This window comes from Thermoanaerobacterium aotearoense (assembly GCF_009905255.1).
GTDB lineage: Bacteria > Bacillota > Thermoanaerobacteria > Thermoanaerobacterales > Thermoanaerobacteraceae > Thermoanaerobacterium > Thermoanaerobacterium aotearoense.
On record NZ_CP047602.1, the window covers coordinates 1,104,775 to 1,128,459 of the forward strand.

Below are 23,685 nucleotides of genomic sequence, written 5' to 3' on the forward strand. Positions count from 1 at the left end.
GACAAAGAAACCTTGAATACTTTTGGAAGTTCGAGAGGAGAATTGTTTATGATAGATTTAGATGATGTATTTAAAAATTCTGGCAGTATTCTTTACAATTTACCTGTTTCAGATTTGATAGAGGAAGCCATAAGAAATAATGAAGGGAAATTGTTAGAAAATGGTGCATTAGATGTTTTTACAGGTAAATATACGGGAAGAATACCAAAAGATAAATACATTGTAAATGAAGAATCTATTCATAATGATATTTGGTGGGAAAATAATAATTCAATGGAAAAAGAAAATTTTATTAGAGTTTTAAACAGAGTAATTGATTATTTAAAAAAGAGCAGAAAATTGTATGTTTTTAAAGGTTTTGTTGGCGCAGACCCGCGATATAGATATCAAGTAACCGTTATTAATGAATATGCCTATCAAAACGCTTTTGTACATCAATTATTTATTAATCCTAAAAATGAAGAAGAACTTAAAAAGGAATCCGATTTTACAGTTATTTGTGTGCCGAATTTTTTAGCTGATCCAATTTATGATGGAACTAATTCTGAGGCATTTATTATTATAAGTTTTGAAGAAAAATTAATTTTAATTGGTGGAACAAGATATTCAGGAGAAATAAAAAAATCTGTCTTCACAATGATGAATTATTTGATGTTAAAAAGGAATGTACTGCCTATGCATTGTGCAGCTAATATAGGTTCCAATAATGATACAGCGCTTTTTTTTGGGTTGTCGGGAACCGGCAAGACAACTTTATCAACGGATCCAGAAAGATTTTTAATTGGCGACGATGAACATGGATGGTCTTCACATGGAATTTTTAATTTTGAGGGTGGATGCTATGCAAAGTGTATAAATTTATCCCCATATAATGAACCTGAAATATGGAATGCAATTAGATTTGGAACAATTTTAGAAAATGTTATTTATGATGTAAATAATATGCCAGTCTATACAAGTAGTAAAATAACTGAAAATACAAGAGCTTCATATCCACTTGAGTACATCCCTAGGAAAGCGTCAAATGGCATTGGCGGTAATCCTAAAATTATATTTTTCTTGGCAGCCGATGCTTTTGGAGTATTGCCTCCAATTTCTAAGCTGACAAATGAACAGGCTGTTGACTATTTCTTATTAGGATATACGAGCAAAATACCAGGAACAGAAAAGGGAATTTGCGAACCACAAGCAACGTTTTCATCATGTTTTGGAGCACCATTTTTGCCATCATATCCAATGAGGTATGCTGAATTGTTAAAGAAAAAAATCGCAGAAAATGATTCAGTTGTTTATTTAATAAATACTGGATGGATAGGTGGACATTATGGAATTGGCAAAAGGATAGATTTAAAATACACAAGAGAAATCATAAAAAATGTTTTAAATGGTGAATTGGAAAAAGCAAAATTTAAAAAAGATACAGTATTTGATTTGATGATACCAGAAAAGTGCAATAACATTCCAGATGAATTATTAGATCCTATAAAAACATGGGAAGACAAAAATGATTACTTCCAAACTGCTAATAATTTATTATCTGCATTTAAAGCGAGATTAGATTATATAAAAAATGGGATTCATCAATAATTTAGAGGGGATTACAATGAATCAAAATGAAAGTATAAACAATATAAAACATAATAAACAAAAATGGATGAAAGATTGTTTGGACAAAGTTAAAGAAAAATATCCAGAACGAAAAGAAAAATTTATGACTTCATCAGGTGTAGAAATAAAAAACATATATACCCCTGACAATATAGCTGACTTGGACTATTTAAACGATATTGGTTTTCCAGGACAATATCCATTTACAAGGGGCGTACAGCCAACCATGTACAGAGGAAGGTTCTGGACCATGAGGCAGTATGCTGGATTTGGCACTGCAGAAGAATCAAATGCAAGGTATAAATACCTACTTTCACAAGGACAGACAGGATTAAGCGTTGCATTCGATTTGCCAACACAGATAGGATATGATTCAGATCATCCGATGGCTGAAGGTGAAATAGGAAAAGTTGGAGTTGCTGTAGATTCCCTTTTAGATATGGAGGTTTTGTTTGATGGAATACCGCTTGATAAAGTCAGCACTTCCATGACGATAAATGCTCCTGCGGCAGTTCTTTTAGCCATGTACATTGTCTTGGCGGAAAGACAGGGGATTTCTTTAGATAAATTGGAAGGAACCATCCAAAACGACATATTGAAAGAATACATTGCTCGCGGAACATACATTTTTCCTATTGAACCTTCATTACGGATTACAACAGACATATTTGAATATTGTTCCAAATACATTCCAAAATGGAACACGATAAGCATAAGTGGTTATCACATAAGGGAAGCCGGAGCCACGGCGGTGCAAGAGGTAGCTTTTACATTGGCAAATGGGATAGAATACGTAAATGCTGCATTAAAAGCGGGACTTAATATTGACGACTTCGCACCGAGGCTTTCATTTTTCTTTAGCGCTCACAATGATTTATTAGAAGAGGTAGCTAAATTCAGAGCTGCGAGAAGGATGTGGGCTAGGATAATGAAAGAAAGATTCAATGCTAAAGATCCTAAATCGATGATGCTTAGGTTCCATACACAGACTGGTGGTTCTACGCTAACTGCTCAGCAACCTGACAATAATATTATAAGAGTTGCATTGCAGGCATTAGCCGCAGTGTTAGGAGGAACTCAATCACTTCATACAAACAGCCGTGATGAGGCATTGGCATTGCCGTCAGAAGATTCGGTGAAGATTGCATTAAGGACTCAGCAGATAATAGCATATGAAAGCGGCGTGTGTGATACACCTGACCCCCTGGCAGGAAGCTACTACGTAGAGTATTTAACAAATCAAATAGAGGAGAAAGCATTACAATACATAAAAAAAATTGATGAACTTGGTGGCGCTGCCTGTGCAATAAAGAGCGGATTTATTCAAAAGGAAATACAGGATAGCGCGTATAGATATCAAAAAGAGATTGAAAAAGGTGAGAGAATCATAGTAGGCTTGAACAAGTTTAAAACTGAAGAAAAATATCACGGTAACTTGCTTAAAGTAGATCATAAAGTTGAAAAGATGCAAAGGGAAAAACTAAAAAAACTTAAATCCGAAAGAGATAATGAAAAAGTAAACAGAAGATTATCAGAGCTTAAAGAGGCGGCTTGCAGTAAAGAAAACATTATGCCACAAATAATAGATGCAGTTAGAGCGTATGCAACACTTGGCGAGATATGCGATGTTTTACGGTCTACTTTTGGAGAATACAAGGAGAACATAATCTTTTAAGAGGTGGAGAAAATGAAAAGGCCAATTAGAGTTCTTGTGGCTAAGCCAGGTCTTGATGGACATGACAGAGGTGCAAAAGTGATTGCAAGGGCATTTAAAGATGCTGGCATGGAAGTCATATATACAGGATTGAGGCAGACACCCGAACAGATTGTAGAAGCAGCAATTCAAGAAGACGTTGATGTAATCGCGTTAAGCATCTTATCAGGCGCTCACAACACATTGTTTCCCAGAATAATGAATCTTTTACACGACATGGAAGCAGAAGATATAATGGTAATTGCTGGCGGCATAATTCCTGATGAGGATATACCATTTCTAAAATCTGTAGGTATAAAAGAAATATTTACACCAGGTACGCCTACATCAAAGGCTGTAGAATATATTATGGGAAATGTAAAAGTCCAATAATTTAAGCTTGATGAAAAGAGGCTTAAAAATGAGAGATATAGATTTAGAAAACTTGCTATTAAAGAAAGACAAAAAAGCCATAGCTAAAGCTATAACTATGGCAGAAAATGGTGATGAAAAAGTTTATGAGATAATCAAAAATCTATACAACAAGGCCGGAAAAGCGTATGTAATCGGTATAACCGGACCTCCAGGTGTAGGGAAAAGCACTCTTACAAATGAAATAGCAAAATTTCTTCTAAAAGATAATTATTCAGTTGGAATTCTTGCAGTAGATCCTACCAGCTTTTTCTCTGGTGGAGCTATACTTGGGGATAGGGTTAGAATGAGCGATATAGCGCTTAATAAAAATGTATATATGAGAAGCATGGGAACAAGAGGCAAGCTTGGTGGATTGGCGAAAACAACAAGAGCAGCAATTCACATATTGGATATTGTCGGTATGGACTATATCATTGTGGAGACATCAGGAGTGGGTCAATCGGAAATTGACATTGTGAAGGCTTCTGATACAAATGTGATGGTTTTATCTCCAGGTATGGGTGATGATATACAAGCTATTAAATCTGGGATAATGGAGATTGGTGATATATTTGTAGTCAATAAATCAGATAGAGAAGGAGCTGATAAAACGGCGGCAGAAATTAATTTTATGCTTGATTTAAATGATAAATCAGATTGGAGACCGCCGGTATTAGAGGTTTCTGCATTGTATGGCAAAGGCTGTAGTACGCTTCTTTCTAAAATAAAAGAGCATCGATATTATCTTGAAAAAACAGGTGGTCTTAAAGAAAGGCGGCTTAAAAATTTAAGATGGGAAATTTTAGAGATAGTAATCGACAATTTTATGAAAGTTTTAAACGAGAAAATAAGTCAGGAAAACATCACAGAATTGATTAATGCAGAATATGCTGGATTGGCAAATCCATATATGATTGCGGAAGATATATATAAAAATCTCAAGGAGGACTTCAAATGGTAAAAAAAATTGATCATATAGGTATAGCAGTAAAAAGCATAGAAGAGGCGTCTAAGTTTTATGAGGACGTTTTAGGACAAAAAGTTGCTGGAATTGAAACCTTAAGTTCTGAAAATCTAAAAACAGCTTTTGTCAAGATTGGAGATGTTGAGATAGAACTATTAGAGGCTACATCACCTGATAGTCCTGTAGCAAAATTTATTGAGAAAAAAGGAGAAGGAATCCATCACATAGCATTTAAAGTCGATGATATTGAAGCATCATTAGAAAAATTAAAATCTAAAGGAATCAGACTAATCGATGAAATACCTAAGCTTGGTGCGGAAGGCTCAAAGATAGCATTCGCACATCCCAAAAGCACTAACGGGGTGCTATTAGAGCTATGTCAGAAATGACATGACTTAAATTTGTAAGCTAAGGGGGATAGTTAATTGGTAGGAAATACAGTAGTAGGTGCAATTTACTTATCTCTGCTTGATATGATTTTGCTGATAATATTTCTCTTTTTGATTGATGGCATATTAAGGCTATTTCCTTTTTTAAATAAAATATCTAAATACTTAAAAAAGTAGGAGATAAAACATGATTATTTTAGACATTATAAAGGAAATGTTTAAATCAACTGGTTTAGTTCATTTGACGTTAGGAAATGCAATATTGATAGCTTTAGGAATAGCTTTTATTTCTCTTTCTATTGCTAAAAAGTACGAGCCATATCTTTTGTTGCCGATAGGGTTTGGATGCATAGTGGCAAATATACCATCCACTAATTTGCTTTTGCCAAATGGGCTTATTGGAATATTTTATCTTGGCGTTAAAAAGATCGTATATCCTCCACTTATATTTTTAGGTGTTGGAGCTATGACTGATTTTGGACCAATGATTGCAAATCCCAGCCTTGTGATCCTGGGTGCATTTGCTCATATAGGTATATTTATCGCATTGATAGGGGCGAAAATTTTAGGGTTTTCCATATATCAATCGGCGGCCATAGGAATAATAGGCGGGGCAGATGGGCCTATGGCAATTTACGTCACGCAAAAACTTGCCCCTAATCTGATGGCACAAATATCTGTTGCAGCTTATTCATACATGGCATTGATGCCGCTTATTCAACCGCCTATTATGAAGCTTTTAACTACAAAAGAAGAAAGAAAAATCATTATGAAGCAACCGAGAGAAGTTTCAAAAACAGAAAAGATTGTTTTTCCTATTGTTATTACCGTATTGATAGATATGCTATTACCGCCAATAGCACCGCTTATTACAATGATGATGCTTGGAAACTTATTAAAAGAATCAGGCGTCGTCGATAGATTGGCTAAGACTGCCAGTGGAGAATTGATGAATGTCATCACAATATTATTAGGCATATCTATCGGCTCAACAATGAAAGCTGACACCTTTCTTACGATTAAGACTTTAGAAATAATAGTTTTAGGGCTTGTTGCTTTCATGACAGGAACGGCTGGAGGCATTTTAGGTGCAAAACTTTTGAATAAATTATCTGGAGGAAAGATAAATCCTCTAATAGGATCGGCAGGTATTGCTTCTGTTCCTATAGCGGCCCGTGTTTCACACTACGTTGCTATTAAAGAAAATCCATATAATTTTTTGATCATGTTTGCCATGGGTCCAAACTTAGCAGGTGTTTTTGGCACTGCCATAGCAGGTGGAATGATGTTGACCATTTTAGGAGTTCATTAAATTTTATTCATACTGACAGTAGATTGTACTTCGATAAGTTTGGCAAGGATAAATTTATTCGATTTTCGAAGGTGATATTGTGAGGAACAAAAAAATATGTATAAACGAAAACTGGTGCAAAGGATGCGGGATTTGTGTAGAATTTTGCCCTGTAAATGCTTTGACCATGAAAGATAATAAGGTTTTTTTAATAAGCCAGGAAAAGTGCATATCATGCGGTTTATGTGAACTAAGATGCCCAGATTATGCAATTTATTTAGAGGTGATAGACGATGACGGTAAAATTAATGCAAGGAAATGAAGCAGTTGTAGATGCAGCTATAAAAGCAGGTTTAAATTTTTTTGCAGGTTATCCGATCACTCCTTCCACAGAAATCGCGGAACTTTGCTCAGAAAAGCTTCCATTAATCGGTGGCAAGTTTGTACAAATGGAAGATGAATTAAGCAGTATGGCTGCTGTCATCGGTGCGTCATTAGCAGGAGCAAAAGCCATGACAGCAACGTCAGGTCCTGGATTTTCGTTGAAACAGGAAAATATTGGGTTTGCGTCAATAGCGGAGATTCCATGCGTTATTGTTGATGTGCAAAGATGTGGGCCCAGCACAGGCATGCCGACAATGCCATCACAAGGTGATGTAATGCAGTCAAGATGGGGAACACATGGAGATCATCCAATAATAGTAATGTCACCATCATCAGTAAAAGAGGCGTACGAAATAACGATTAAAGCATTCAATTTTGCCTACAAATATAGGACACCTGTGATTTTACTGTTAGATGAAGTTATAGGTCATGTGAGAGAAAGAATAGAAATTGAGGATGATCTAAATATTACAAATGATCGATTTGATTTTCCAGACAAGGATGAATACATGCCTTATAAAAATGTATTAGATGGTGCTACACAGTTTATACCATTTGGCTTAGGGTATAAATATCATGTTACAGGGCTTGCCCATGATGAAAAAGGATATCCTACAAACAGTACTGATGTAAACGAAAAATTAATGAGGAGGCTTTTAGGCAAGATTGAAAATAACAGGGATGATATCTGCGTTTACGATGAGGAAATAAGAAAAGATAGTGATGTGCTTATTGTATCTTACGGTTCTTCTGCAAGAGCGTGCAAAGAGTCTATAAAAATGCTTGGCGAAGCAGGGATTAATGCATCTTTTTTTAAACCAATAACGATTTGGCCTTTTCCTGAAGCACATTTCAAAGAAATAAGTAAAAAATTCAAATACATTTTTGTGGTTGAAATGAACAATGGACAACTCTATTTGGAAATCGACCGTTTAGTCAAAGGCTTTGGGAAGGTGATTAAAATAAATAAATTTAATGGGGAATATCTGACACCACAATATATATTTGAAAATGTAAAGAAGGTGTTATGATGGCGTTTGAACTTATAGAAAAATACTTTAGGACTGATACATTGCCTACTATATGGTGCCCAGGCTGTGGCAATGGAATAATAACATCAGCAATTGTAAGAGCCATTGATAAGTTAAACTTAGATCGTGATAAAGTCTGTATTGTATCAGGCATAGGATGTTCATCAAGAGCTTCAGGATATCTTAATTTTAATACGCTTCATACAACACATGGCAGAGCATTGGCATTTGCCACCGGTATAAAAGTGGCTAATCCATCTCTCACAGTTATAGTAATTACTGGCGATGGGGATTGTGCTGCAATAGGTGGCAATCACTTTATCCACGCATGCAGACGAAATATAGATTTGACTACCATAATGTTCAATAATAGCATTTATGGCATGACAGGTGGACAGTATTCTCCATCTACACCATCTATGGATAAATCTACAACTACGCCGTATGGAAACATAGATAGAGATTTCGATATGTGTAAACTTGCAATGGCAGCAGGAGCTACATATGTCGCCAGAGGCACGTCGTACCACGTACAGCAGTTAATCAAATTGATTGAAAACGGGATTATGCATAAAGGTTTTTCGTTTATAGAAGCAATTAGCATGTGCCCTACGTATTATGGGAGAAAAAACAAGAAAGGCGATGCCAAAGAGATGCTAAAGTGGCAAAAGGAACACGCTGTTTCAATCAACAGGATGAAAAAGATTTCTGAAGAAGAGCTTTCAGATAAATTCTTTATAGGAGAATTTTTAAACGTAGATGAGCCGGAATTTACTGAGAAATATGATAAAATGATTAAGTCATTGAAGGTGAATAGTGATGATAAATAAATTTGAGATGAGATTTGCAGGTGCAGGAGGACAAGGCATAATTTTGGCGGGCATTATATTGGCAGAAGCCGTATTGTTAGATGGAAAGAATTGTGTAGAAACGCAATCGTATGGTCCTGAAGCAAGAGGCGGTGCAAGCAAGTCTGAAGTAATAATCAGTAATGATATTATAGATTATCCAAAAGTACAAAAACCAGATATATTGGCTGTGTTGTCTCAAAAAGCGTACAATATGTACAAAAATGATTTAAAAAACGATGGGATTATAGTAACCGATAGTTCGATTAATGTAGATGATAATGCAATGAATAAAGTTTTTTCACTGCCTATAATAGAAACTGCAAAAAACAAAGTGGGAAGTCTTTTTACGGCAAATATAGTTTTGCTTGGAGTTGTTGCTGAGCTGACTAATATCGTGTCACAAGAATCGCTTATGAAGGCTATTATTCAAAAAGTCCCGAAAGACACAGAAAAATTAAATAAGATTGCTCTTGAAGCAGGCTACAATCTTGTTAGAAATGTATTGCTATCTGTTTAATGATATTTAAATCAATTTATAATGTTTAATTGTATGGGGGTATATAACATGATGTTGTCAAAAAATGCTGTAAAAATAACACCTTCTGCAACACTTGAGATAACAGATAGAGCGAATAAATTAAAAGCACAAGGAATAGATGTCATTAGCTTTGGAGCGGGAGAACCTGATTTTGCTACTCCTCAATTCATAAAAGATGCTGCTATGGAAGCATTAAATAAAAATTATACAAAATATACTGCATCTTCAGGTATTAAAGAATTAAGAGAAGCTATATGCAAAAAATTACTACTTGATAATGGATTAAATTACACAGCAGATCAAATTGTTGTGTCTAATGGAGCTAAGCATTCTATTTTCAATGCTATGCTTGCTATATTAGATCCCGGGGATGAAGTTATAATTCCATCACCATATTGGGTGAGTTATCCTGAGATGGTTAAGTTAATGAATTGCAAACCTGTCATCATAAAGACAAAGCCAGAGAATAATTTTAAAATTTCTGCGGATGAATTTAGAAGATCAATTACAGAGAGAACGAAATTAATAATTATAAATACTCCTAACAATCCTACAGGAGCAATTTATTCAAAAGAAGAATTATCAGAAATTGCAAAAATGGCAGTTGAAAATAATATATTTATAATTTCTGATGAAATATATGAAAAGCTAATATATGAAAAAAAACATGTTAGTATAGCATCTATAAATGAAAAAGTTAAAAATTTGACTGTAGTGATAAATGGAATGTCTAAAACATATTCGATGACTGGATGGAGAATTGGTTACAGTGCATCAAACTCTGAAATAGCTAATGTAATTAACAATATACAAAGTCATACTACATCTAATCCAAATACTATAGCACAATATGCTAGTATTGTCGCTTTAAACGAAGGTAATGATTTTATAGAGAAAATAAGGATAGAGTTTGAGAAAAGAAAAAATTTAATTTTGTCATTAATAGATAATATTACAGGACTCAAATATATAACTCCCCAGGGTGCTTTCTATGTATATGTTAATATAGATTATTATATTGGTAAGTCATATAAAAATGGCATTATAAGCAATTCATTGGACATGGCTAAATACTTGATAGATGAAGCTAACGTTGCAATAATACCTGGAATAGCTTTTGGAAATGACAATTATATTAGATTATCTTATGCGACTTCAGCCGAAAATATAAAAAATGGTCTTGAAAGAATAAGAGCCGCTTTAGAAAAGTTGGCTTAAAACGGTAATATAGGTATTATTGAAAGGCATGATGGTAGAATAGAAGTCGCGAGTAAGGTTGGACAGGGCAGCACTTTTACGATAATACTGCCAGAAGAAAATTTAGCAGGAAGAAATTTTGAATCCTGCTAAATTTTCTTCATATCGATCCAATTGTATACACGTTTGTTTACTTCATCCCATTTGACATTGTTCATGAAAGCATCAATATATCCTTTTTTGTCGGTTCCGTAGTCTATAAAATATGCGTGTTCGTAAGTATCGATTATTAAAAGGGGAATCGACCTTGAAATGATGCCATGATTGTGAAGATCTTGCAGATAATTGTGAAGCTTTAAGTCAATTGGGTCAAAGCAAAGAACTGTCCAACCCCTTGACGATATTGCACATGCTTTAAAGTCGTTAAGCCAGTTTTCATAAGAGCCGAAATCGTATGTTATCATAGAAGCGATTATTCCTGTTGCAGGGCCGCCTGTTCCGCCAAGGTTTTCAAAGTAAAGTTCGTGCAGTTTTACGCCATCCAATGCATACGTTTCTTCCAGTTTAAGTTCTCTGTATTGGCTGTATGTGGCATTTGCATTTTCCCTATCAGACGTGGTTAATTTCTCCCAAATTTCATTTGTCTTGTTAACATATCCTTCATACAATTTATAATGCTCTTGCAACGTCTTTTGCGATATGCCGTTTAACACTAAGTTATACTTTTTAGGTATCAACCTTTTCAATTATTTTACCTCCCTCTATAATTTCCCATTAGACTTTTTCTGAAATATTATATGATTTTGATGTATACTGTGATACAATAAATTAAAACATGATGTGAGTTGGAGGTGTTTTGCTTGGACATAAATGAAATAAAGATTGAGACGAAGGAAGTCATTGAAGAGCTTTTAGATATAGCCGATGTAAAAAGCGGTGGCCTTTTTGTATTAGGTGGCAGCACGAGTGAGGTCATAGGCCGAAAAGTTGGAACGTCTGGAAGCCTTGATATAGCAAAAGCGATTGTTGATCCGATTTTAGATTCTTTAAAGAAGAGAAATTTGTATTTGGCTGTACAGGGATGCGAACATTTAAACAGGGCACTTCTTGTAGAAGAAGATGCTATGATAAAATACAATCTTGAGGAAGTATCTGTGATCCCTCAAGTACATGCAGGAGGTTCATTGCAGACTTATTCTTACAGTGTATTTGAAAAACCAGTTATGGTGGAGAGCTTGAAAGGATTAGGACATGCGGGGCTTGACATAGGACTTGTATTAATTGGCATGCACTTAAGGCCTGTGGTTGTTCCAGTTAGGTTAAAGCACAGCAAAATAGGCGATGCTACGATAGTGGCTGCTAAGACGCGGCCTAAATTAATCGGTGGAGAACGTGCAATATATAAAAAGCAATAATTTATCAAGTCGCTCTGGAATTTAAGAGCGATTTTTTTATAAAAATTGATTATAATCACAGAATTTTATCTTGATTTTGTTATACTAAATGTGGAGGTGGTGGTATGGAATGTAAATATTGTGCTCAGGTTGTACATATTTTTAATGAACTAAATGACGAAGAATTAAAAGTCATATCCGATCTGACAAAGGAATGTTTTTATAAAAAGGGAGACATCATACTGAATGAAGGTGACATCTTAGAACAAATATACATAATTCACAGTGGGAAGATAAAAATTTACAAGATAAATTCAGATGGCAAAGAACAGATATTGTATATTTTAAAAGATGGTGATACTTTTGGAGAAAATAGTATATTTAAAGAGCAAAAGTCCACATTTTACGCTGAAGCCATGGAAAATGTAAGTATGTGCATTTTGTCAAAAAATGACTTCGTGAAGATAATATCAAAGAATCCGGCTATCGCCTTTAAAATCATGAATTATTTGAATGAAAGAATTAAAAGCCTTGAGCTGCTTCTTAAAGATCTGACCACAGAAGATGTTAAAAAGCGCCTTATGTCAATCATTTATAGGCTTGCCAAAAAAGACGGAATGAAAGATATAAACGGTATTAAACTAAGACTTTATTTAAGCAGAGAAGATCTGGCGAATTTAGCCGGTACCACCAGGGAGACCGTTAGCAGAAAATTAAGAGAATTAGAACATGAAGGGATAATAGAGTTTTTATCAAATAGGGAAATACTAATTAAAGATATTGATGATTTCAATGAAATTTGATCAGGATCACATAAATTTTTGAGGAAAAGTTTTATTATTAATGTGTAATAAAAATTAAAAGGAGATGATTTTAATGATGAAAGAAGTAAAATTTGCCGTTGAAGGGCTTAGCTGCCCGGATTGCAGCAAAAAAATCGAACAGGCTTTAGCTGCGCAAAAAGGTGTAAAAGAAGCCAAAGTGATTTTTACAACTGGCTCTGTTAAGGTAAAGTTTGACGATGAAGTCATAACACTTGACGATATAAAGAGGGTTATAAAAGATTTTGGATACAGCGTCTAAGATTTAACTATGATGTCGGGCTTTTGCTCGACTTATTTTTAAAAAAAGGAGGTGCAAAATGACGTATATGAAGGATAAAAAACTATTTTCACTTTTGTTAGCTGCAATTTTCATAATTTTAAGCTGGTCATTTAAATTTTTTGATTATAAAGTTGTGGCAAATATTTTAATGTTAGCTTCAGCGGTTGTTTCTGGATATAATATCTTGAAAAGTGCTTTATTATCTTTAAAGTACAAGATCATAAGCATAAATTTGCTTGTATCGATTGCAGCAATAGGGGCAATAATAATTGGTGAATATTGGGAAGCTGCAGCAGTGACATTTCTGTTTTCGCTTGGAGGCTTTTTAGAATCATATACCCTTCAAAAGACGAGGAATGCCCTTAAATATTTGATCGACATGGCACCAAAAATAGCTCACGTTGTGAAAAATGGCACTGTGGAAGATGTGCCTGCAGATGATGTAAAAGTTAAAGATATAGTGGCTGTAAAGTCCGGCGAAAAAATACCTGTAGATGGATTTGTTGTAAAAGGTAATGCATCGGTAAATCAGTCAGCTATAACAGGTGAATCTATGCCTGTAGATGTAAGCGTTGGAAGTTTTGTGTACAGTGGTGCTATAAATGAAAATGGTTATATTGAAGTAGAGACGGTCAATTCAGGTGAGGACACTACCTTTTCTAAAATTTTATATCTCGTTGAAGAAGCGCAAGGAGAAAAAGCGCCTACTCAAAAATTCATCGAAAGATTTTCAAAATATTATACTCCATCAGTTATAATAGCATCGATCATTGCATTTCTGATAAAAAGGGATTTGATGATGGCTCTTACATTTCTTGTAATAGCTTGCCCTGGCGCTTTGGTCATATCGACGCCTATATCTGTAGTATCTGCTATAGGAAATGCAGCTAAACACGGTGTCATAATTAAAGGTGGAGAATATCTTGAAAACCTTGGAAAAGTAAACATAATAGCTTTTGATAAGACAGGCACATTGACGGAAGGAAAGCCTTTCGTTGTAAATATCATATCTTCTGGAGCAAATAGAGATGAGCTTTTAAAGATTGCTAAAAGTTTAGAGGTAAAGTCAGAACATCCGATAGCAAAAGCTATCACATCATACAGCATAGATGAAGAAATTTTTGATGTAGATGATTTTGCCGTAGTTACTGGCGAAGGAGTCAAAGGCAAGATAAATGGTGATACGTATTATGCTGGAAATCGCAAATTGATGGCAAATAACGGAATAAATATTGACTGTATCAGAGATTACATGGAAAAAGAAGAGGAATTAGGCAGAACACCTGTAGTTGTGGCTAAAAATTACAGTGCTATCGGTCTCATTTCTATTTCTGATAAAGTGAAAGGTTCTTCCATTGATGCTATAAAAGAGCTTAAAAAATTGGGGATTAAAAAGACTGTCATGCTTACAGGAGACAACGAAAGGACTGCAAAGCAAGTGAAGCAACAACTTGATTTGGATGAGTATTTTTCTGAGCTTTTGCCTGATGAAAAGTTAAAAATATTAAAATCCTTGAAAAAAGAAGGAATTGTTGCGATGGTAGGGGATGGTGTAAATGACGCGCCATCGTTGGCATACGCTGATATAGGCGTATCCATGGGATTAAGTGGAACCGATGTGGCAAATGATGTTTCAAATATTACGCTTACAGATGACAACCTTGAAAAATTAGCTTTTGCTGTGGATTTAAATAGAACTACCTTAAAAAATATGAAACAAAATATATACTTCTCAGTATTTGTAGTCTTTGTACTTTTATTGGGCGTAATTTATGGTGAAGTATTTTTGGCATCTGGGATGTTTGTACATGAAGCAAGTGTATTTATAGTTACGCTAAATGCCATGAGACTTATGAAGTATAAAGGGCGCTTCAAGTGAGCGCCCTTTATTGCTATTTTTCTATTTTCAAATATCTGACTAATATTGACGCTGCTTCAGCTCGAGTAAGATCGCCGTTTGGATTAAAATATCCATTATTGCCCTTCATCAAATCCAGTCCATAGGCAATTGCCACGTATCCTTTTAAAGAACTGTCTACGCTATTGGCATCTTTTAAGAAATCCAATTTGTAGATGTCATTTATGTCGGCAACATATTTTAAGCCAAGACTTCTTACGATGAATTTTGCTGCTTCTTGCCGAGTCACTTTAGAGTCGGGATTTTTCTCATTCTCTGTGATGATTTTATTGTTAATTGCTACGTTGTAGTAATTATCGTAGTTTTCATCATCGTTGGAGCTGAGAGGTATTATTATGCTGTTTGGCTGTGAGGATTTTACCAGCATTTTTATAAAATCTTTTTGCAGTATATAGTCATTTGGCATGTACTTGCCATCTTTTCCATCTACTATGCCATACTGTAATAGAAGTAGTATGTCTTTCTCTGCCCAATTTCCAGCTATATCTGTAAATTGGTTGCTTTTATCCTTTTCAATCGGATTTCCTGAGAAGTCGACATAATCTCCTGTCTTTGCGTCTATTAATCCATTGAAGTTGTTAAGTTGATACACGAGTTTTACATCCTGTGGAGGTGTATCATATACTTTGTCTGGTGCGTAGTAGATGATGTAAGTAAGCTGCAAGTCGCTATTTTTGAACAAAGTATCGTATGCATTGTCAAGGCTTATTAGATTTTTACTGTCTGGCAAATTTAGATTTATCCAGCTATAATTGTATGATACTATGTCTCCAGTGTACTTATTGACGCCTATATATATGGAATCAAAAGGGCACTGTATGCCATTTGCCATATACACGTAATTAAATGACATATACGGCGATTTATCATAAGGAGATGTTGGAACGTCTTGATATTCCATTTGTTTGAATTTATCTGGCTGTATCTTAGTTAAGTATTCTTCGGCTATGCCTTTTAACTGATCTTTCGTGTACTTCGGTGTTTTTCCCTGAACATTATTTTCACTGCTGTCGTTTCTTGTAAATGTCATTAATTCACCTGTTGTAGCGTCAACCGAAGCCGTTATATAATTGTAGCTGCTTCCGTCTGAGTATGACCAACCAAAATCCCAAATTGCACTATCGGAATTTGAACTATTTTTGAAAAGATTGGAAGATGTAAGGTTGTACTGAGATCCTATTGTAAATGGAAGTTTTTCTTTTGCCATTTGAATGGCCTTGTCTTTTGAGATGTATTTTGAAATGTCGTCTACGGCTTTTTGTTCTTCAGGGGACAAGACTGATTGCGAATCAGCCGATTTTGTAGACATTCCGCCAGTGCCACCAATCATAGGTCCGTAATAGTTTTGAGGCAAGACTGTGCCGCTTATGGCATCAATAGGCTGATTGTTTACAAGTGTGTAAACTAATATTGCCTGCGGTTTTGGGTCATTGTTTCCGTAAACATCTTTATAAACCACATTGTACTGCAATCTAAGGCTGTTGTTGTTTTTGTATATTTCTATGGCTTTATCTTTTGAAATGGCTAATTTGGGGTCGGGGAAGTTGTAATTGTCATTCCACGTCAAGTAGTATGACTGAACTTCTAAAGTGTTTTTGTTTACTTCTATAGTTATGTGATTTCCTTCAAATGTGATTCCATTTACCACTTGTGCAAAATTGAAAGAATATGCGTTGCTGTACGCGATTTTTGGGTTTAGACCCAGGTAATCGTCGCTTTCCTGCTCTTTCGTTTCTTTAAATTTCTCTGGGATGACCTTGTTTAAAAAGTCGACTGCTACTTTTTTGGCATCGTCTCTTGAATATTTAGGTATTACGCTATTTGAACTGTTGTCAGGTTTATAAAAGCTGTAGCCTGTTATCTCGCCCGTATCAGCATTTACGTTTACTGTGATACTGCCGTTTGTGCTGGATGTCCATGTCAAATACCATGTCTTATTGCCATCGCCTTCATAGTAGTTGGAACTAAAGCTGTATCCATCTGTCGGAAGATTTAACTTTTCTTTCGCAATTTCAATAGCTTGCTTAAGCTCAATTTTGCTGTTTGTCTGGGCAAGCACGGCAGAAGGAATAGCTGCTGCTAAGACAAACATGACAGTTATTAAAATAGCCAAGAGCCTTTTCATCTAAAAACCTCCTCTTTATTTTAGTATTCTACATCAATTCATTAGACGACTGATGTGTGAAAAAAGTTCCCTAAAATGTATCAAATTCTACTTAAAATGTTCCAAATGTCAGGATCTTCTTGACCCAGCCTCCAAATAGCTATGCCTGATATACCGTATTGAGATACTAATGGCAGTTTTGCTTGAAAACTTCTGGCATCTTCAAACCATACGGTGTGTTTTACGGAGTCGACTGTATAGGTGTACGTGGATTCTTGCGCTGTCTCGTCGTATTCGATTTTGACGCCCAGATTTTTGGCTGTCTGTATGGCTTGGAAGTAAGATAATGTCCTTGGATAGTTTGAGCCTTCTGCCCAGTCATAGCCGTAAACTGCCATGCCAAGCCAAATTTTTTTCGGCTCAACAGACTTTGCGGCGTAATCTAATACACTGCGAACAAATCCAATTGATGCAATGGGACCTGGCTTCGAGAAGTGTTCGTCGTATGCTAATACGTATGCTTGATCTGCAAATTGGCTTAAGACAGTGTATTGAAATGCGCCTGAGAAAGGATGCCTTGGGTTGTCTTCTGTTTCTGCCGGCAATGAAATCGTGACAATCTTATTAGCGCTTTTTAGCGAATAATAAAGTTCTTCCATAAATGCGTTAAGATTGCTTCTGTCTTCTGGTGGCACAAACTCAAAATCGATATTTATTCCTGGATAGTTATTTGATAATGCCATGTTTACTATGCTGTTTACTAATATGCTTCTTAAAGATGTATTGGATATTAAATCATGTATAAGCTGTGATTTTTTCGGATCAGAATAATTGTGTACAATAGGAAAGATAGGCAAATTATTCTGAGATGCTATGCTTTTGACGTCTTGCGACGACATATCCGCCAGCGTGCCGTCTGGCTTAACGCCGTACCAGAAAGGTATGAGCGTCGTTATTTGAGAAGTGTGTTCTCTTAGATCATCTATAGCACCTGGTGCTATATCAAAATACCATTTGTTATCCATAACGATACCTCCTAAAATATTATATTTTATAATACGCCATTATATATCCTTTGTGATTTACGACGCTCCGCAAAATTTTGCTTCCAAAAATACCTTGTATTGAGTATAATTTATAGTAAGTGTTTAATTTAAGAAACGAGGTGGTGTTAAGTTTTTAATTATCGCCTAAAAAGCAAATCTATTTAAGATTTAAAGGAGGTCTCAACATGGACAAGAGATTGTACCGCTCGAGAAACCAAGTTATCTTGGGAGGTGTTTGCGGTGGCATAGCAGAGTATTTCGATATAGATGTGACTATAGTGAGGCTTATTTGGGCTTTGATTGCCTTGGTGGGAGGTTCTGGCGTTTTACTTTATATAATTGCTTGGATCGTTGTTCCGGAAAATCCATATCAATTAAAAAATGATGATTATAATGGTGAAAATGTTAATGTTGACAAAGAGCATGAAAGGCCAAAAATTTCTTCAAACAGAAAAAGCAGCGAGGTATTTGGATGGATTTTGATTGCTTTAGGCTTATTTCTTCTCGTCAGGATATTCATGCCATGGTTTGATTTAAGGATTTTTTGGCCGGTGCTTCTTATAGCATTTGGACTTTTATTTATATTTAAAAAATAATGGTAAAAGTATCGGATTTTCCGGCATTTTACCATTTATCAAACAAATTCAGCTTTTTTGCTATTAGGTAAAAGGCAAATATGGCAATAAGCAGTATTAGTCCGCCAAAAAAACCTATTGCCTGTTTTGGAACGATTAGCGTCGATAATAGGACGGCTGTCAATAAAATTATGGTAAGCCATGGTCTTAAAGGAAACCCGCGCCTTTGACATTCAAAGTAATCCGGGTTTTCCTTCTTAAGCATAGGTCTGTATTTGATGAAAGTGTACAAGATGATGATCCAGTTAAAAAATTGTATGAATCCTGTAGCACTCGTTATATATTCGTAAACATCTTTAGGAAGGATGTATGAAAGCACGACGGCAACAAGAAGTCCGAAACTGCTTATCAATAGGGCGTATATAGGCACATCTCTTTTACTTAGCTTGCTTAAAAAAGTCGGTGCAAATCTTCCTTTTCCTAAAGAATACATGACCTGCGTTACTCCGTACATGGCTCCATTCATAGTAGTCAGTGCTGCTGTAAGTATGATAAAATTCATTATTGAATCGATATACGGTATGTTTGTAAATGAAAGCAGCTTAATGAATGGACTTTCTTTTGTGGATACTTCATACCATGGAATTACTCCTAAAAGTACGGCAATAGACGATAAGTACAATATGGACAGAAATAGTACGATGTACCTTCTCGCTATAGGTACATATTTTTTTGGTTTTTTTGTTTTTGATGCTGTCATGGCTGTGACTTCTATACCACCAAACGGTATTAAAGACATAAGCATTGCTCCTAAAAATCCTTTAATGCCATTTGGCAAAATGCCTCCATGAATGTAGTAGTTTTTAAATCCTATATTGCCTTTATTGCCAAATGCCCCGAAAAGTGCAAATATGCCGATGACAGTTATTATAAATAAAGCGGATACTTTTATTGTTGAAAACCAAGCTTCTACGGTGCCAAAATTTTTTGTGCCTAATGCGTTCACACAGATTACCATGATGGAATAAATCAGTGCGAATATCCAAAGTGGGACTTTAGGGAACCAAAACTTAGTAAAGATTGCTGATGCCGTCACTTCGCTGGACATGATGAATACACCTGCTGTCCAGTATACCCATCCGCTTAAAAACCCGCCTATGTCACCTAAGGCTTCTTCAGCGTATACCCTGAAAGAGCCGTCAACAGGATTTGCAACGATCATTTCAGAAAGGGCGCAAAAGACTTCAGACATTATAAATGCTGAGATAAGGTAATCTAATAGGACTATTGGTCCCGCTGTATGAATCGCTATGCCGCTTGCTAAGAAGAATCCGGCTCCAAGTATTCCACCTACACCTACCAATACCAGTTCGTTAACAGATAGATTTCCTTTTTCCAAAGCAATACCTCCATTATACAATTCATTCCATGACTTACTTTTTATTATTTGTAATTATTATGTGTTTTATTAACTTGAATTTTGGTTATACATGATGTAAAATTTCATTTATCAAAAATTATTGTGGAGGAAAGCCATGAAGTATTACATGTTAGATAGAATTGAAAGACTGTTTTTGTATTTTGTTACATTTATCATTTTATTAAGTGTAGCTGTATTGTTTGTGTTTGTCTTCGTAGATGTCAATATGAAAGGTATCAATGTGGAGCTGTCTGTATTGTGGTGGATACTTTACATAATCTTGTCTATGGCTTTGACAGTTGCATTATTTTCTATAGGCATTTCACAAGTCATTTTGCTTGAAGATTATTTTGTCGTATCATTGGGCATCATGGGCTTTGCCAGAATAAGATACGACAACATCGCTGGAATAAATGAAATAGAGAAAAAAATTAATTATAAAAGAGGCATTAACTTAAAAAACGATGTGTGCAGTTTGATCATTTCGAAAAAAGTTTATTAGAAGTACAATTAAAATCACCAATTAAAATCTATTACTTTTTGCTATTTGACAGGTATGCAAATGATATTGTCTTTTCAGCACCAAATTTGAAAGTATTAAAAGAAGAAATAAACAAAAAAATGTGATTCATATTTTCACAAATTTTATCATAGATAAAGTATTAAGCGCGTCTTTAAAGGCCTGCGCTTTAAGTCGATAAAATTTGTGAAAAGAGGTGCAAACGTTGCAAGTAAAAAACAGATTTATCGTGGTATTTGCGATTTTTATTATTTTAGCATTTAATGTGACACCGTCTTACGGTTTTACAAATACCATAACAGTCAATATACCGTCAAGGACAATATATTTTGTCTCGCAAAACATGTCAAAACTTTATGCGATAGCGGTTGGCAAGATCGTTTCTACATCCCCGTTGGGAACATACAGGATCATAAATAAGCAAGTAAATCCTAAATGGGTATCGCCATGGAATGGTGAAGTTGTACCATCAGGACCTGATAATCCTTTGGGATATAGATGGATGGGGTTTTACAGCGATTATGGAATACATGGAAATAACATGCCATCATCCATAGGTACTTTGGCGTCGTCAGGATGCATAAGGATGTACGAAGCGGATGTTGAAGAACTTTTTGATATGGTAAGTTACGGCGACATTGTGAACGTGGTATGCCAAACGATTTTTCCAAAGACTTCTCCGACTGGCGGCATGGCATTATTCGTATATCCGGATTTCTACAAAAAAGGCTTGAATACAAGGCAGCACATTGAAATTGAGCTGCAAAATTACGGCATAAAAGTAAGCGATGATACATTTAGAAAATTGTACAAATACGTAAATGTGAAAGATCCATTGGTGTTTTCGGAAGGATATAAGGTTATCAGAAACAATGAACTTGTCAGCAGTGATGTGTACAGATCTCAGGATGGCCAATTTTATATGCGTGTTGGTGATCTAAAAGGTTATTTAAACATTGATGACGAAAAAATTAAGGATTTAAAATCTGTTTTAGTAGACAATGCAAACTACGTAAACATTGATGATATAGCAAATTTGACAGGTTTAAAGTTTGTAGTAGACAATGATACAAATACGATTAAGATGATTGGAAATATAATTTACTATGACGGCAAGTTTTTGTCAACTACTAATTACGTAGATTATCAAAGTAGAGATATTTACATTCCAATCAAAGAATTTTTTACTGCAGCAGGATATACGGTGGAATGGGATCCGCAAGATGGAGTTATTGTAGATGGCAGAAGTATTAAATACAAGTTATACGAAAGCAAATCGTATATAAATCAAAAAGATTTGAGAAGCTTATATGGGTTAGATATCACTGTAGATTCATCATCAAATAAGATATACATTAAGCGCGATTAGCGCCTTTTTTTGTGCTTTTTTCTCAATCTGCTAAAATAGAAATGACAGATCGTTTGGAACTTATCACTTCTTTTTTCGTCAAATCACATTGAGGGGAGGTTTTATTGTTGGATGAAAGACAGCTCCTTTTTAAAGCACAGGAAGGAGATATTGAATCGTTTGAAAATGTTATAGTATCTTATCAGAATTACATTTACAATGTCATATACAGGATCGTTGGAAACAAAGAAGATGCGTTGGATTTAACACAAGAGACATTTATCAAAGCATTTGTGAATATAAAAAAGTTTAAAGGCAAAAGTGAGTTTAAGACGTGGCTATACAGGATCGCTGTAAATACTTCTCTTGATTTTATGAGAAAGAGAAAAGGTGTTGAAGAACAATTGCACGATATAAGTGATTTCAAAACGCCTGAAGATGTTTTTGACGATAAGATGACGAGAGATATAATCATGAGCGAATTGAACAAGCTTAAGAATGATTACAAAATCGCAATAATACTTAGAGATATAGAAGGGCTTACATACAGTGAAATAGCAGAAATAACAAATTCAAATATCGGGACGGTAAAGTCCAGGATATCCAGAGCCAGAAGTGCGCTTAAAGAAAATCTCAAAAAAATACCGGGCTTTATAAATATTTTTGATGAAAGGAGGCAATTGTGATGGAGTGCTATGCAGTCAGAAGGCTATTGAATCCCTATATAGACGAAGAACTAGATGAAAAATCAATGGACGATGTACGGGCACATTTAGATTCATGTGAAGAATGCAAATTGGAATACAATGAGCTTCTTTACACGAAAAGGCTCTTAGAAAATACGCCTCCTTTAGAGTTGCCAGATAATTTTGGCGAGACGCTTCACATCAAATTGATTGAAGGAAGGAAAAATAATCGTCGAAAGCCGATAAAAAGGATGATTTCAGTTGCGGCTTTTGCTGTCGCTTCAATATTTGCTTTGTCATTCGGATTTAATTTTTTGATGAATAATATTAAATTGTCTTCTCAGCCGCCTTTAAGCGTCAAAAGTGCTGCAAATTATTCATCGGAGGCTTCTACAGGCGGGAAAGAAGCTGCACCAAATCTTAAAAATAGCGTTTATAGCAGTTCGAATCAGACAAATAGAGGTTTAGATTCAGGGTACGAAAGGAAAATAACAAAAGATGCTGCGATATCCATTGAGATGAATTCTGTAGATGAAGGTTATAACAAGATTTTAAACATAAGCAAACAGTACAATGGGTATATTGAAAGCACAAGTGAAAGTACTTCAGAAAGTGGGCAGAAGACAGTCAACATCGTGCTAAAGATTCCCGCTGATGATTTTGAGTATGCTATTTCAAACATAAAGTCTTTGGGCGATGTCAAGATGATTAGGATAAACAGCAGCGATATTACAGAGCAGTATTACGATGTTCAAACAAGAATAAAAAATCTGGAGATACAAGAGGAAAGCCTACAAAACTTGATGAAAAAAGCTTCAAACATATCAGACATACTGCAGATTGAAGACAAATTAAATGATGTACAGACGCAAATCGATTCATACAAAAGTCAGATAAAGCTGTGGGACAGCATGACGGACATGAGCACAATTAATTTGACTTTCCTGTCAGCACTTCCACAAGCAGGGATAGACAAAATCTTTAGCGAGAATTTTTTTAAAGACGTTTTAGATGCAGGGGCAAAAAGCCTCAATGTATTTTTCGAGTTTATAAAGTATGCAATCGTGATGATAATATACCTATTGCCATTTGCAATACTCATATATCTGATATATAAAGGATATAGATTGTTCAAAAAATAATCATGGACAATTTACATCCTCTTTTTTTTGCGGTATATTAGATTACAAGAAGTTAAATAGGAGTGAGT

Annotated in this window: 25 protein-coding genes; 21 read left to right on the top strand and 4 right to left on the bottom strand. The window is 35.2% G+C overall.

The genetic code is table 11. From position 1 onward, the window contains the following. Window positions 1-48 precede the first annotated feature (48 nt). From pckA to GSH73_RS05475, 12 genes are all read left to right on the top strand, one after another. Window positions 49-1,587: a phosphoenolpyruvate carboxykinase (ATP) gene (pckA, locus tag GSH73_RS05425; protein WP_038069477.1), complete on the top strand. Its 1,539-nt coding sequence runs from the start codon at window positions 49-51 to the stop codon at window positions 1,585-1,587. 16 nt (window positions 1,588-1,603) lie between these two features. Continuing rightward, entirely contained in the window at window positions 1,604-3,283 is a 1,680-nt protein-coding gene (locus GSH73_RS05430) for an acyl-CoA mutase large subunit family protein (protein ID WP_014759012.1), read from the top strand. Window positions 3,284-3,295: 12 nt separating this feature from the next. Then, the gene (gene icmB / locus GSH73_RS05435) at window positions 3,296-3,694 is read left to right on the top strand and encodes a coenzyme B12-dependent isobutyryl CoA mutase small subunit (protein WP_014759011.1); all 399 of its coding nucleotides are present in this window, start codon (window positions 3,296-3,298) and stop codon (window positions 3,692-3,694) included. Between the two features lie 28 nt (window positions 3,695-3,722). Beyond that, window positions 3,723-4,676 carry a methylmalonyl Co-A mutase-associated GTPase MeaB gene (gene meaB, locus GSH73_RS05440; RefSeq protein ID WP_014759010.1) on the top strand — a complete coding sequence of 318 codons (954 nt, stop codon included), beginning with the start codon at window positions 3,723-3,725 and terminating at the stop codon, window positions 4,674-4,676. Next, window positions 4,670-5,068, top strand: coding sequence for a methylmalonyl-CoA epimerase (gene mce, locus GSH73_RS05445; protein WP_014759009.1), 399 nt, complete (start codon window positions 4,670-4,672; stop codon window positions 5,066-5,068). Before meaB ends, mce begins: the two co-directional genes overlap by 7 nt. A 36-nt stretch (window positions 5,069-5,104) precedes the next feature. Next, window positions 5,105-5,245: a hypothetical protein gene (locus tag GSH73_RS13440; RefSeq protein ID WP_014759008.1), complete on the top strand. Its 141-nt coding sequence runs from the start codon at window positions 5,105-5,107 to the stop codon at window positions 5,243-5,245. Window positions 5,246-5,255: 10 nt separating this feature from the next. Next, window positions 5,256-6,380, top strand: a complete 1,125-nt coding sequence (locus GSH73_RS05450; protein WP_014759007.1) for a sodium ion-translocating decarboxylase subunit beta — start codon at window positions 5,256-5,258, stop codon at window positions 6,378-6,380. A 76-nt stretch (window positions 6,381-6,456) separates the two neighbouring features. After that, on the top strand, window positions 6,457-6,681 hold the full coding sequence (locus GSH73_RS05455) for an ATP-binding protein (protein ID WP_038069473.1): 225 nt from the start codon (window positions 6,457-6,459) through the stop codon (window positions 6,679-6,681). Further along, complete coding sequence (locus GSH73_RS05460; protein ID WP_014759005.1) at window positions 6,653-7,774, top strand: 2-oxoacid:acceptor oxidoreductase subunit alpha; 1,122 nt, start codon at window positions 6,653-6,655, stop codon at window positions 7,772-7,774. Before GSH73_RS05455 ends, GSH73_RS05460 begins: the two co-directional genes overlap by 29 nt. Beyond that, window positions 7,774-8,604: a 2-oxoacid:ferredoxin oxidoreductase subunit beta gene (locus tag GSH73_RS05465; protein ID WP_014759004.1), complete on the top strand. Its 831-nt coding sequence runs from the start codon at window positions 7,774-7,776 to the stop codon at window positions 8,602-8,604. Before GSH73_RS05460 ends, GSH73_RS05465 begins: the two co-directional genes overlap by 1 nt. After that, on the top strand, window positions 8,594-9,142 hold the full coding sequence (locus tag GSH73_RS05470; RefSeq protein ID WP_014759003.1) for a 2-oxoacid:acceptor oxidoreductase family protein: 549 nt from the start codon (window positions 8,594-8,596) through the stop codon (window positions 9,140-9,142). Before GSH73_RS05465 ends, GSH73_RS05470 begins: the two co-directional genes overlap by 11 nt. A gap of 48 nt (window positions 9,143-9,190) precedes the next feature. Beyond that, the gene (locus GSH73_RS05475; RefSeq protein ID WP_014759002.1) at window positions 9,191-10,381 is read left to right on the top strand and encodes a pyridoxal phosphate-dependent aminotransferase; all 1,191 of its coding nucleotides are present in this window, start codon (window positions 9,191-9,193) and stop codon (window positions 10,379-10,381) included. A gap of 128 nt (window positions 10,382-10,509) precedes the next feature. Here the strand turns inward: GSH73_RS05475 and GSH73_RS05480 are convergent, their stop codons facing one another. Next, window positions 10,510-11,106 carry a superoxide dismutase gene (locus tag GSH73_RS05480; RefSeq protein WP_014759001.1) on the bottom strand — a complete coding sequence of 199 codons (597 nt, stop codon included), beginning with the start codon at window positions 11,104-11,106 and terminating at the stop codon, window positions 10,510-10,512. Between the two features lie 114 nt (window positions 11,107-11,220). On the opposite strand from GSH73_RS05480, the gene GSH73_RS05485 reads away from it, so the two are divergent. The 4 genes from GSH73_RS05485 to GSH73_RS05500 all read left to right on the top strand — a co-directional run bounded on the left by GSH73_RS05485 (window position 11,221) and on the right by GSH73_RS05500 (window position 14,737). Beyond that, window positions 11,221-11,775 (top strand): TIGR01440 family protein, encoded by a 555-nt coding sequence (locus GSH73_RS05485; RefSeq protein ID WP_014759000.1) that lies wholly within the window; start codon window positions 11,221-11,223, stop codon window positions 11,773-11,775. Between the two features lie 104 nt (window positions 11,776-11,879). Continuing rightward, window positions 11,880-12,557 carry a Crp/Fnr family transcriptional regulator gene (locus tag GSH73_RS05490; protein WP_014758999.1) on the top strand — a complete coding sequence of 226 codons (678 nt, stop codon included), beginning with the start codon at window positions 11,880-11,882 and terminating at the stop codon, window positions 12,555-12,557. A 73-nt stretch (window positions 12,558-12,630) separates the two neighbouring features. After that, window positions 12,631-12,837, top strand: a complete 207-nt coding sequence (locus tag GSH73_RS05495) for a heavy-metal-associated domain-containing protein (protein WP_014758998.1) — start codon at window positions 12,631-12,633, stop codon at window positions 12,835-12,837. A 58-nt stretch (window positions 12,838-12,895) separates the two neighbouring features. Beyond that, complete coding sequence (locus GSH73_RS05500) at window positions 12,896-14,737, top strand: heavy metal translocating P-type ATPase (protein WP_014758997.1); 1,842 nt, start codon at window positions 12,896-12,898, stop codon at window positions 14,735-14,737. A 13-nt stretch (window positions 14,738-14,750) separates the two neighbouring features. Here GSH73_RS05500 and GSH73_RS05505 read toward each other — a convergent pair whose 3' ends face one another. Together GSH73_RS05505 and GSH73_RS05510 are read right to left on the bottom strand one after the other, a co-directional pair. Then, window positions 14,751-16,901: an S-layer homology domain-containing protein gene (locus GSH73_RS05505; RefSeq protein ID WP_014758996.1), complete on the bottom strand. Its 2,151-nt coding sequence runs from the start codon at window positions 16,899-16,901 to the stop codon at window positions 14,751-14,753. 80 nt (window positions 16,902-16,981) lie between these two features. After that, window positions 16,982-17,905 (bottom strand): glycosyl hydrolase family 18 protein, encoded by a 924-nt coding sequence (locus tag GSH73_RS05510; RefSeq protein ID WP_014758995.1) that lies wholly within the window; start codon window positions 17,903-17,905, stop codon window positions 16,982-16,984. A 206-nt stretch (window positions 17,906-18,111) separates the two neighbouring features. Between GSH73_RS05510 and GSH73_RS05515 the strand changes: the two genes are divergently transcribed. Beyond that, window positions 18,112-18,522, top strand: a complete 411-nt coding sequence (locus GSH73_RS05515; protein WP_014758994.1) for a PspC domain-containing protein — start codon at window positions 18,112-18,114, stop codon at window positions 18,520-18,522. Between the two features lie 28 nt (window positions 18,523-18,550). On the opposite strand, the gene GSH73_RS05520 is transcribed toward GSH73_RS05515, so the two are convergent. Then, entirely contained in the window at window positions 18,551-19,900 is a 1,350-nt protein-coding gene (locus tag GSH73_RS05520; protein ID WP_014758993.1) for an amino acid permease, read from the bottom strand. A gap of 136 nt (window positions 19,901-20,036) precedes the next feature. On the opposite strand from GSH73_RS05520, the gene GSH73_RS05525 reads away from it, so the two are divergent. The 4 genes from GSH73_RS05525 to GSH73_RS05540 all read left to right on the top strand — a co-directional run bounded on the left by GSH73_RS05525 (window position 20,037) and on the right by GSH73_RS05540 (window position 23,617). Continuing rightward, entirely contained in the window at window positions 20,037-20,423 is a 387-nt protein-coding gene (locus tag GSH73_RS05525) for a hypothetical protein (RefSeq protein ID WP_236640054.1), read from the top strand. A gap of 214 nt (window positions 20,424-20,637) precedes the next feature. Beyond that, window positions 20,638-21,810 (top strand): L,D-transpeptidase family protein, encoded by a 1,173-nt coding sequence (locus GSH73_RS05530; RefSeq protein ID WP_236640055.1) that lies wholly within the window; start codon window positions 20,638-20,640, stop codon window positions 21,808-21,810. A 107-nt stretch (window positions 21,811-21,917) separates the two neighbouring features. Next, on the top strand, window positions 21,918-22,475 hold the full coding sequence (locus tag GSH73_RS05535) for an RNA polymerase sigma factor (RefSeq protein WP_014758990.1): 558 nt from the start codon (window positions 21,918-21,920) through the stop codon (window positions 22,473-22,475). Beyond that, complete coding sequence (locus GSH73_RS05540) at window positions 22,475-23,617, top strand: DUF4349 domain-containing protein (RefSeq protein WP_014758989.1); 1,143 nt, start codon at window positions 22,475-22,477, stop codon at window positions 23,615-23,617. The genes GSH73_RS05535 and GSH73_RS05540 overlap by 1 nt, the downstream gene beginning before the upstream one ends. Window positions 23,618-23,685: the final 68 nt, after the last annotated feature.

Bases quoted from the DNA above. Each gene is read 5' to 3' on its own strand.
- GSH73_RS05460 (WP_014759005.1), top strand. From the start codon at position 6,653: ATGACGGTAAAATTAATGCAAGGAAATGAAGCAGTTGTAGATGCAGCT.
- GSH73_RS05465 (WP_014759004.1), top strand. From the start codon at position 7,774: ATGGCGTTTGAACTTATAGAAAAATACTTTAGGACTGATACATTGCCT.
- GSH73_RS05540 (WP_014758989.1), top strand. From the start codon at position 22,475: ATGGAGTGCTATGCAGTCAGAAGGCTATTGAATCCCTATATAGACGAA.
- GSH73_RS05500 (WP_014758997.1), top strand. From the start codon at position 12,896: ATGACGTATATGAAGGATAAAAAACTATTTTCACTTTTGTTAGCTGCA.
- GSH73_RS05450 (WP_014759007.1), top strand. From the start codon at position 5,256: ATGATTATTTTAGACATTATAAAGGAAATGTTTAAATCAACTGGTTTA.
- GSH73_RS05430 (WP_014759012.1), top strand. From the start codon at position 1,604: ATGAATCAAAATGAAAGTATAAACAATATAAAACATAATAAACAAAAA.
- GSH73_RS05515 (WP_014758994.1), top strand. From the start codon at position 18,112: ATGGACAAGAGATTGTACCGCTCGAGAAACCAAGTTATCTTGGGAGGT.
- GSH73_RS05475 (WP_014759002.1), top strand. From the start codon at position 9,191: ATGATGTTGTCAAAAAATGCTGTAAAAATAACACCTTCTGCAACACTT.
- mce (WP_014759009.1), top strand. From the start codon at position 4,670: ATGGTAAAAAAAATTGATCATATAGGTATAGCAGTAAAAAGCATAGAA.
- icmB (WP_014759011.1), top strand. From the start codon at position 3,296: ATGAAAAGGCCAATTAGAGTTCTTGTGGCTAAGCCAGGTCTTGATGGA.
- meaB (WP_014759010.1), top strand. From the start codon at position 3,723: ATGAGAGATATAGATTTAGAAAACTTGCTATTAAAGAAAGACAAAAAA.
- GSH73_RS05525 (WP_236640054.1), top strand. From the start codon at position 20,037: ATGAAGTATTACATGTTAGATAGAATTGAAAGACTGTTTTTGTATTTT.
- GSH73_RS05490 (WP_014758999.1), top strand. From the start codon at position 11,880: ATGGAATGTAAATATTGTGCTCAGGTTGTACATATTTTTAATGAACTA.
- GSH73_RS05470 (WP_014759003.1), top strand. From the start codon at position 8,594: ATGATAAATAAATTTGAGATGAGATTTGCAGGTGCAGGAGGACAAGGC.
- GSH73_RS05510 (WP_014758995.1), bottom strand. From the start codon at position 17,905: ATGGATAACAAATGGTATTTTGATATAGCACCAGGTGCTATAGATGAT.
- GSH73_RS05505 (WP_014758996.1), bottom strand. From the start codon at position 16,901: ATGAAAAGGCTCTTGGCTATTTTAATAACTGTCATGTTTGTCTTAGCA.
- GSH73_RS05495 (WP_014758998.1), top strand. From the start codon at position 12,631: ATGATGAAAGAAGTAAAATTTGCCGTTGAAGGGCTTAGCTGCCCGGAT.
- pckA (WP_038069477.1), top strand. From the start codon at position 49: ATGATAGATTTAGATGATGTATTTAAAAATTCTGGCAGTATTCTTTAC.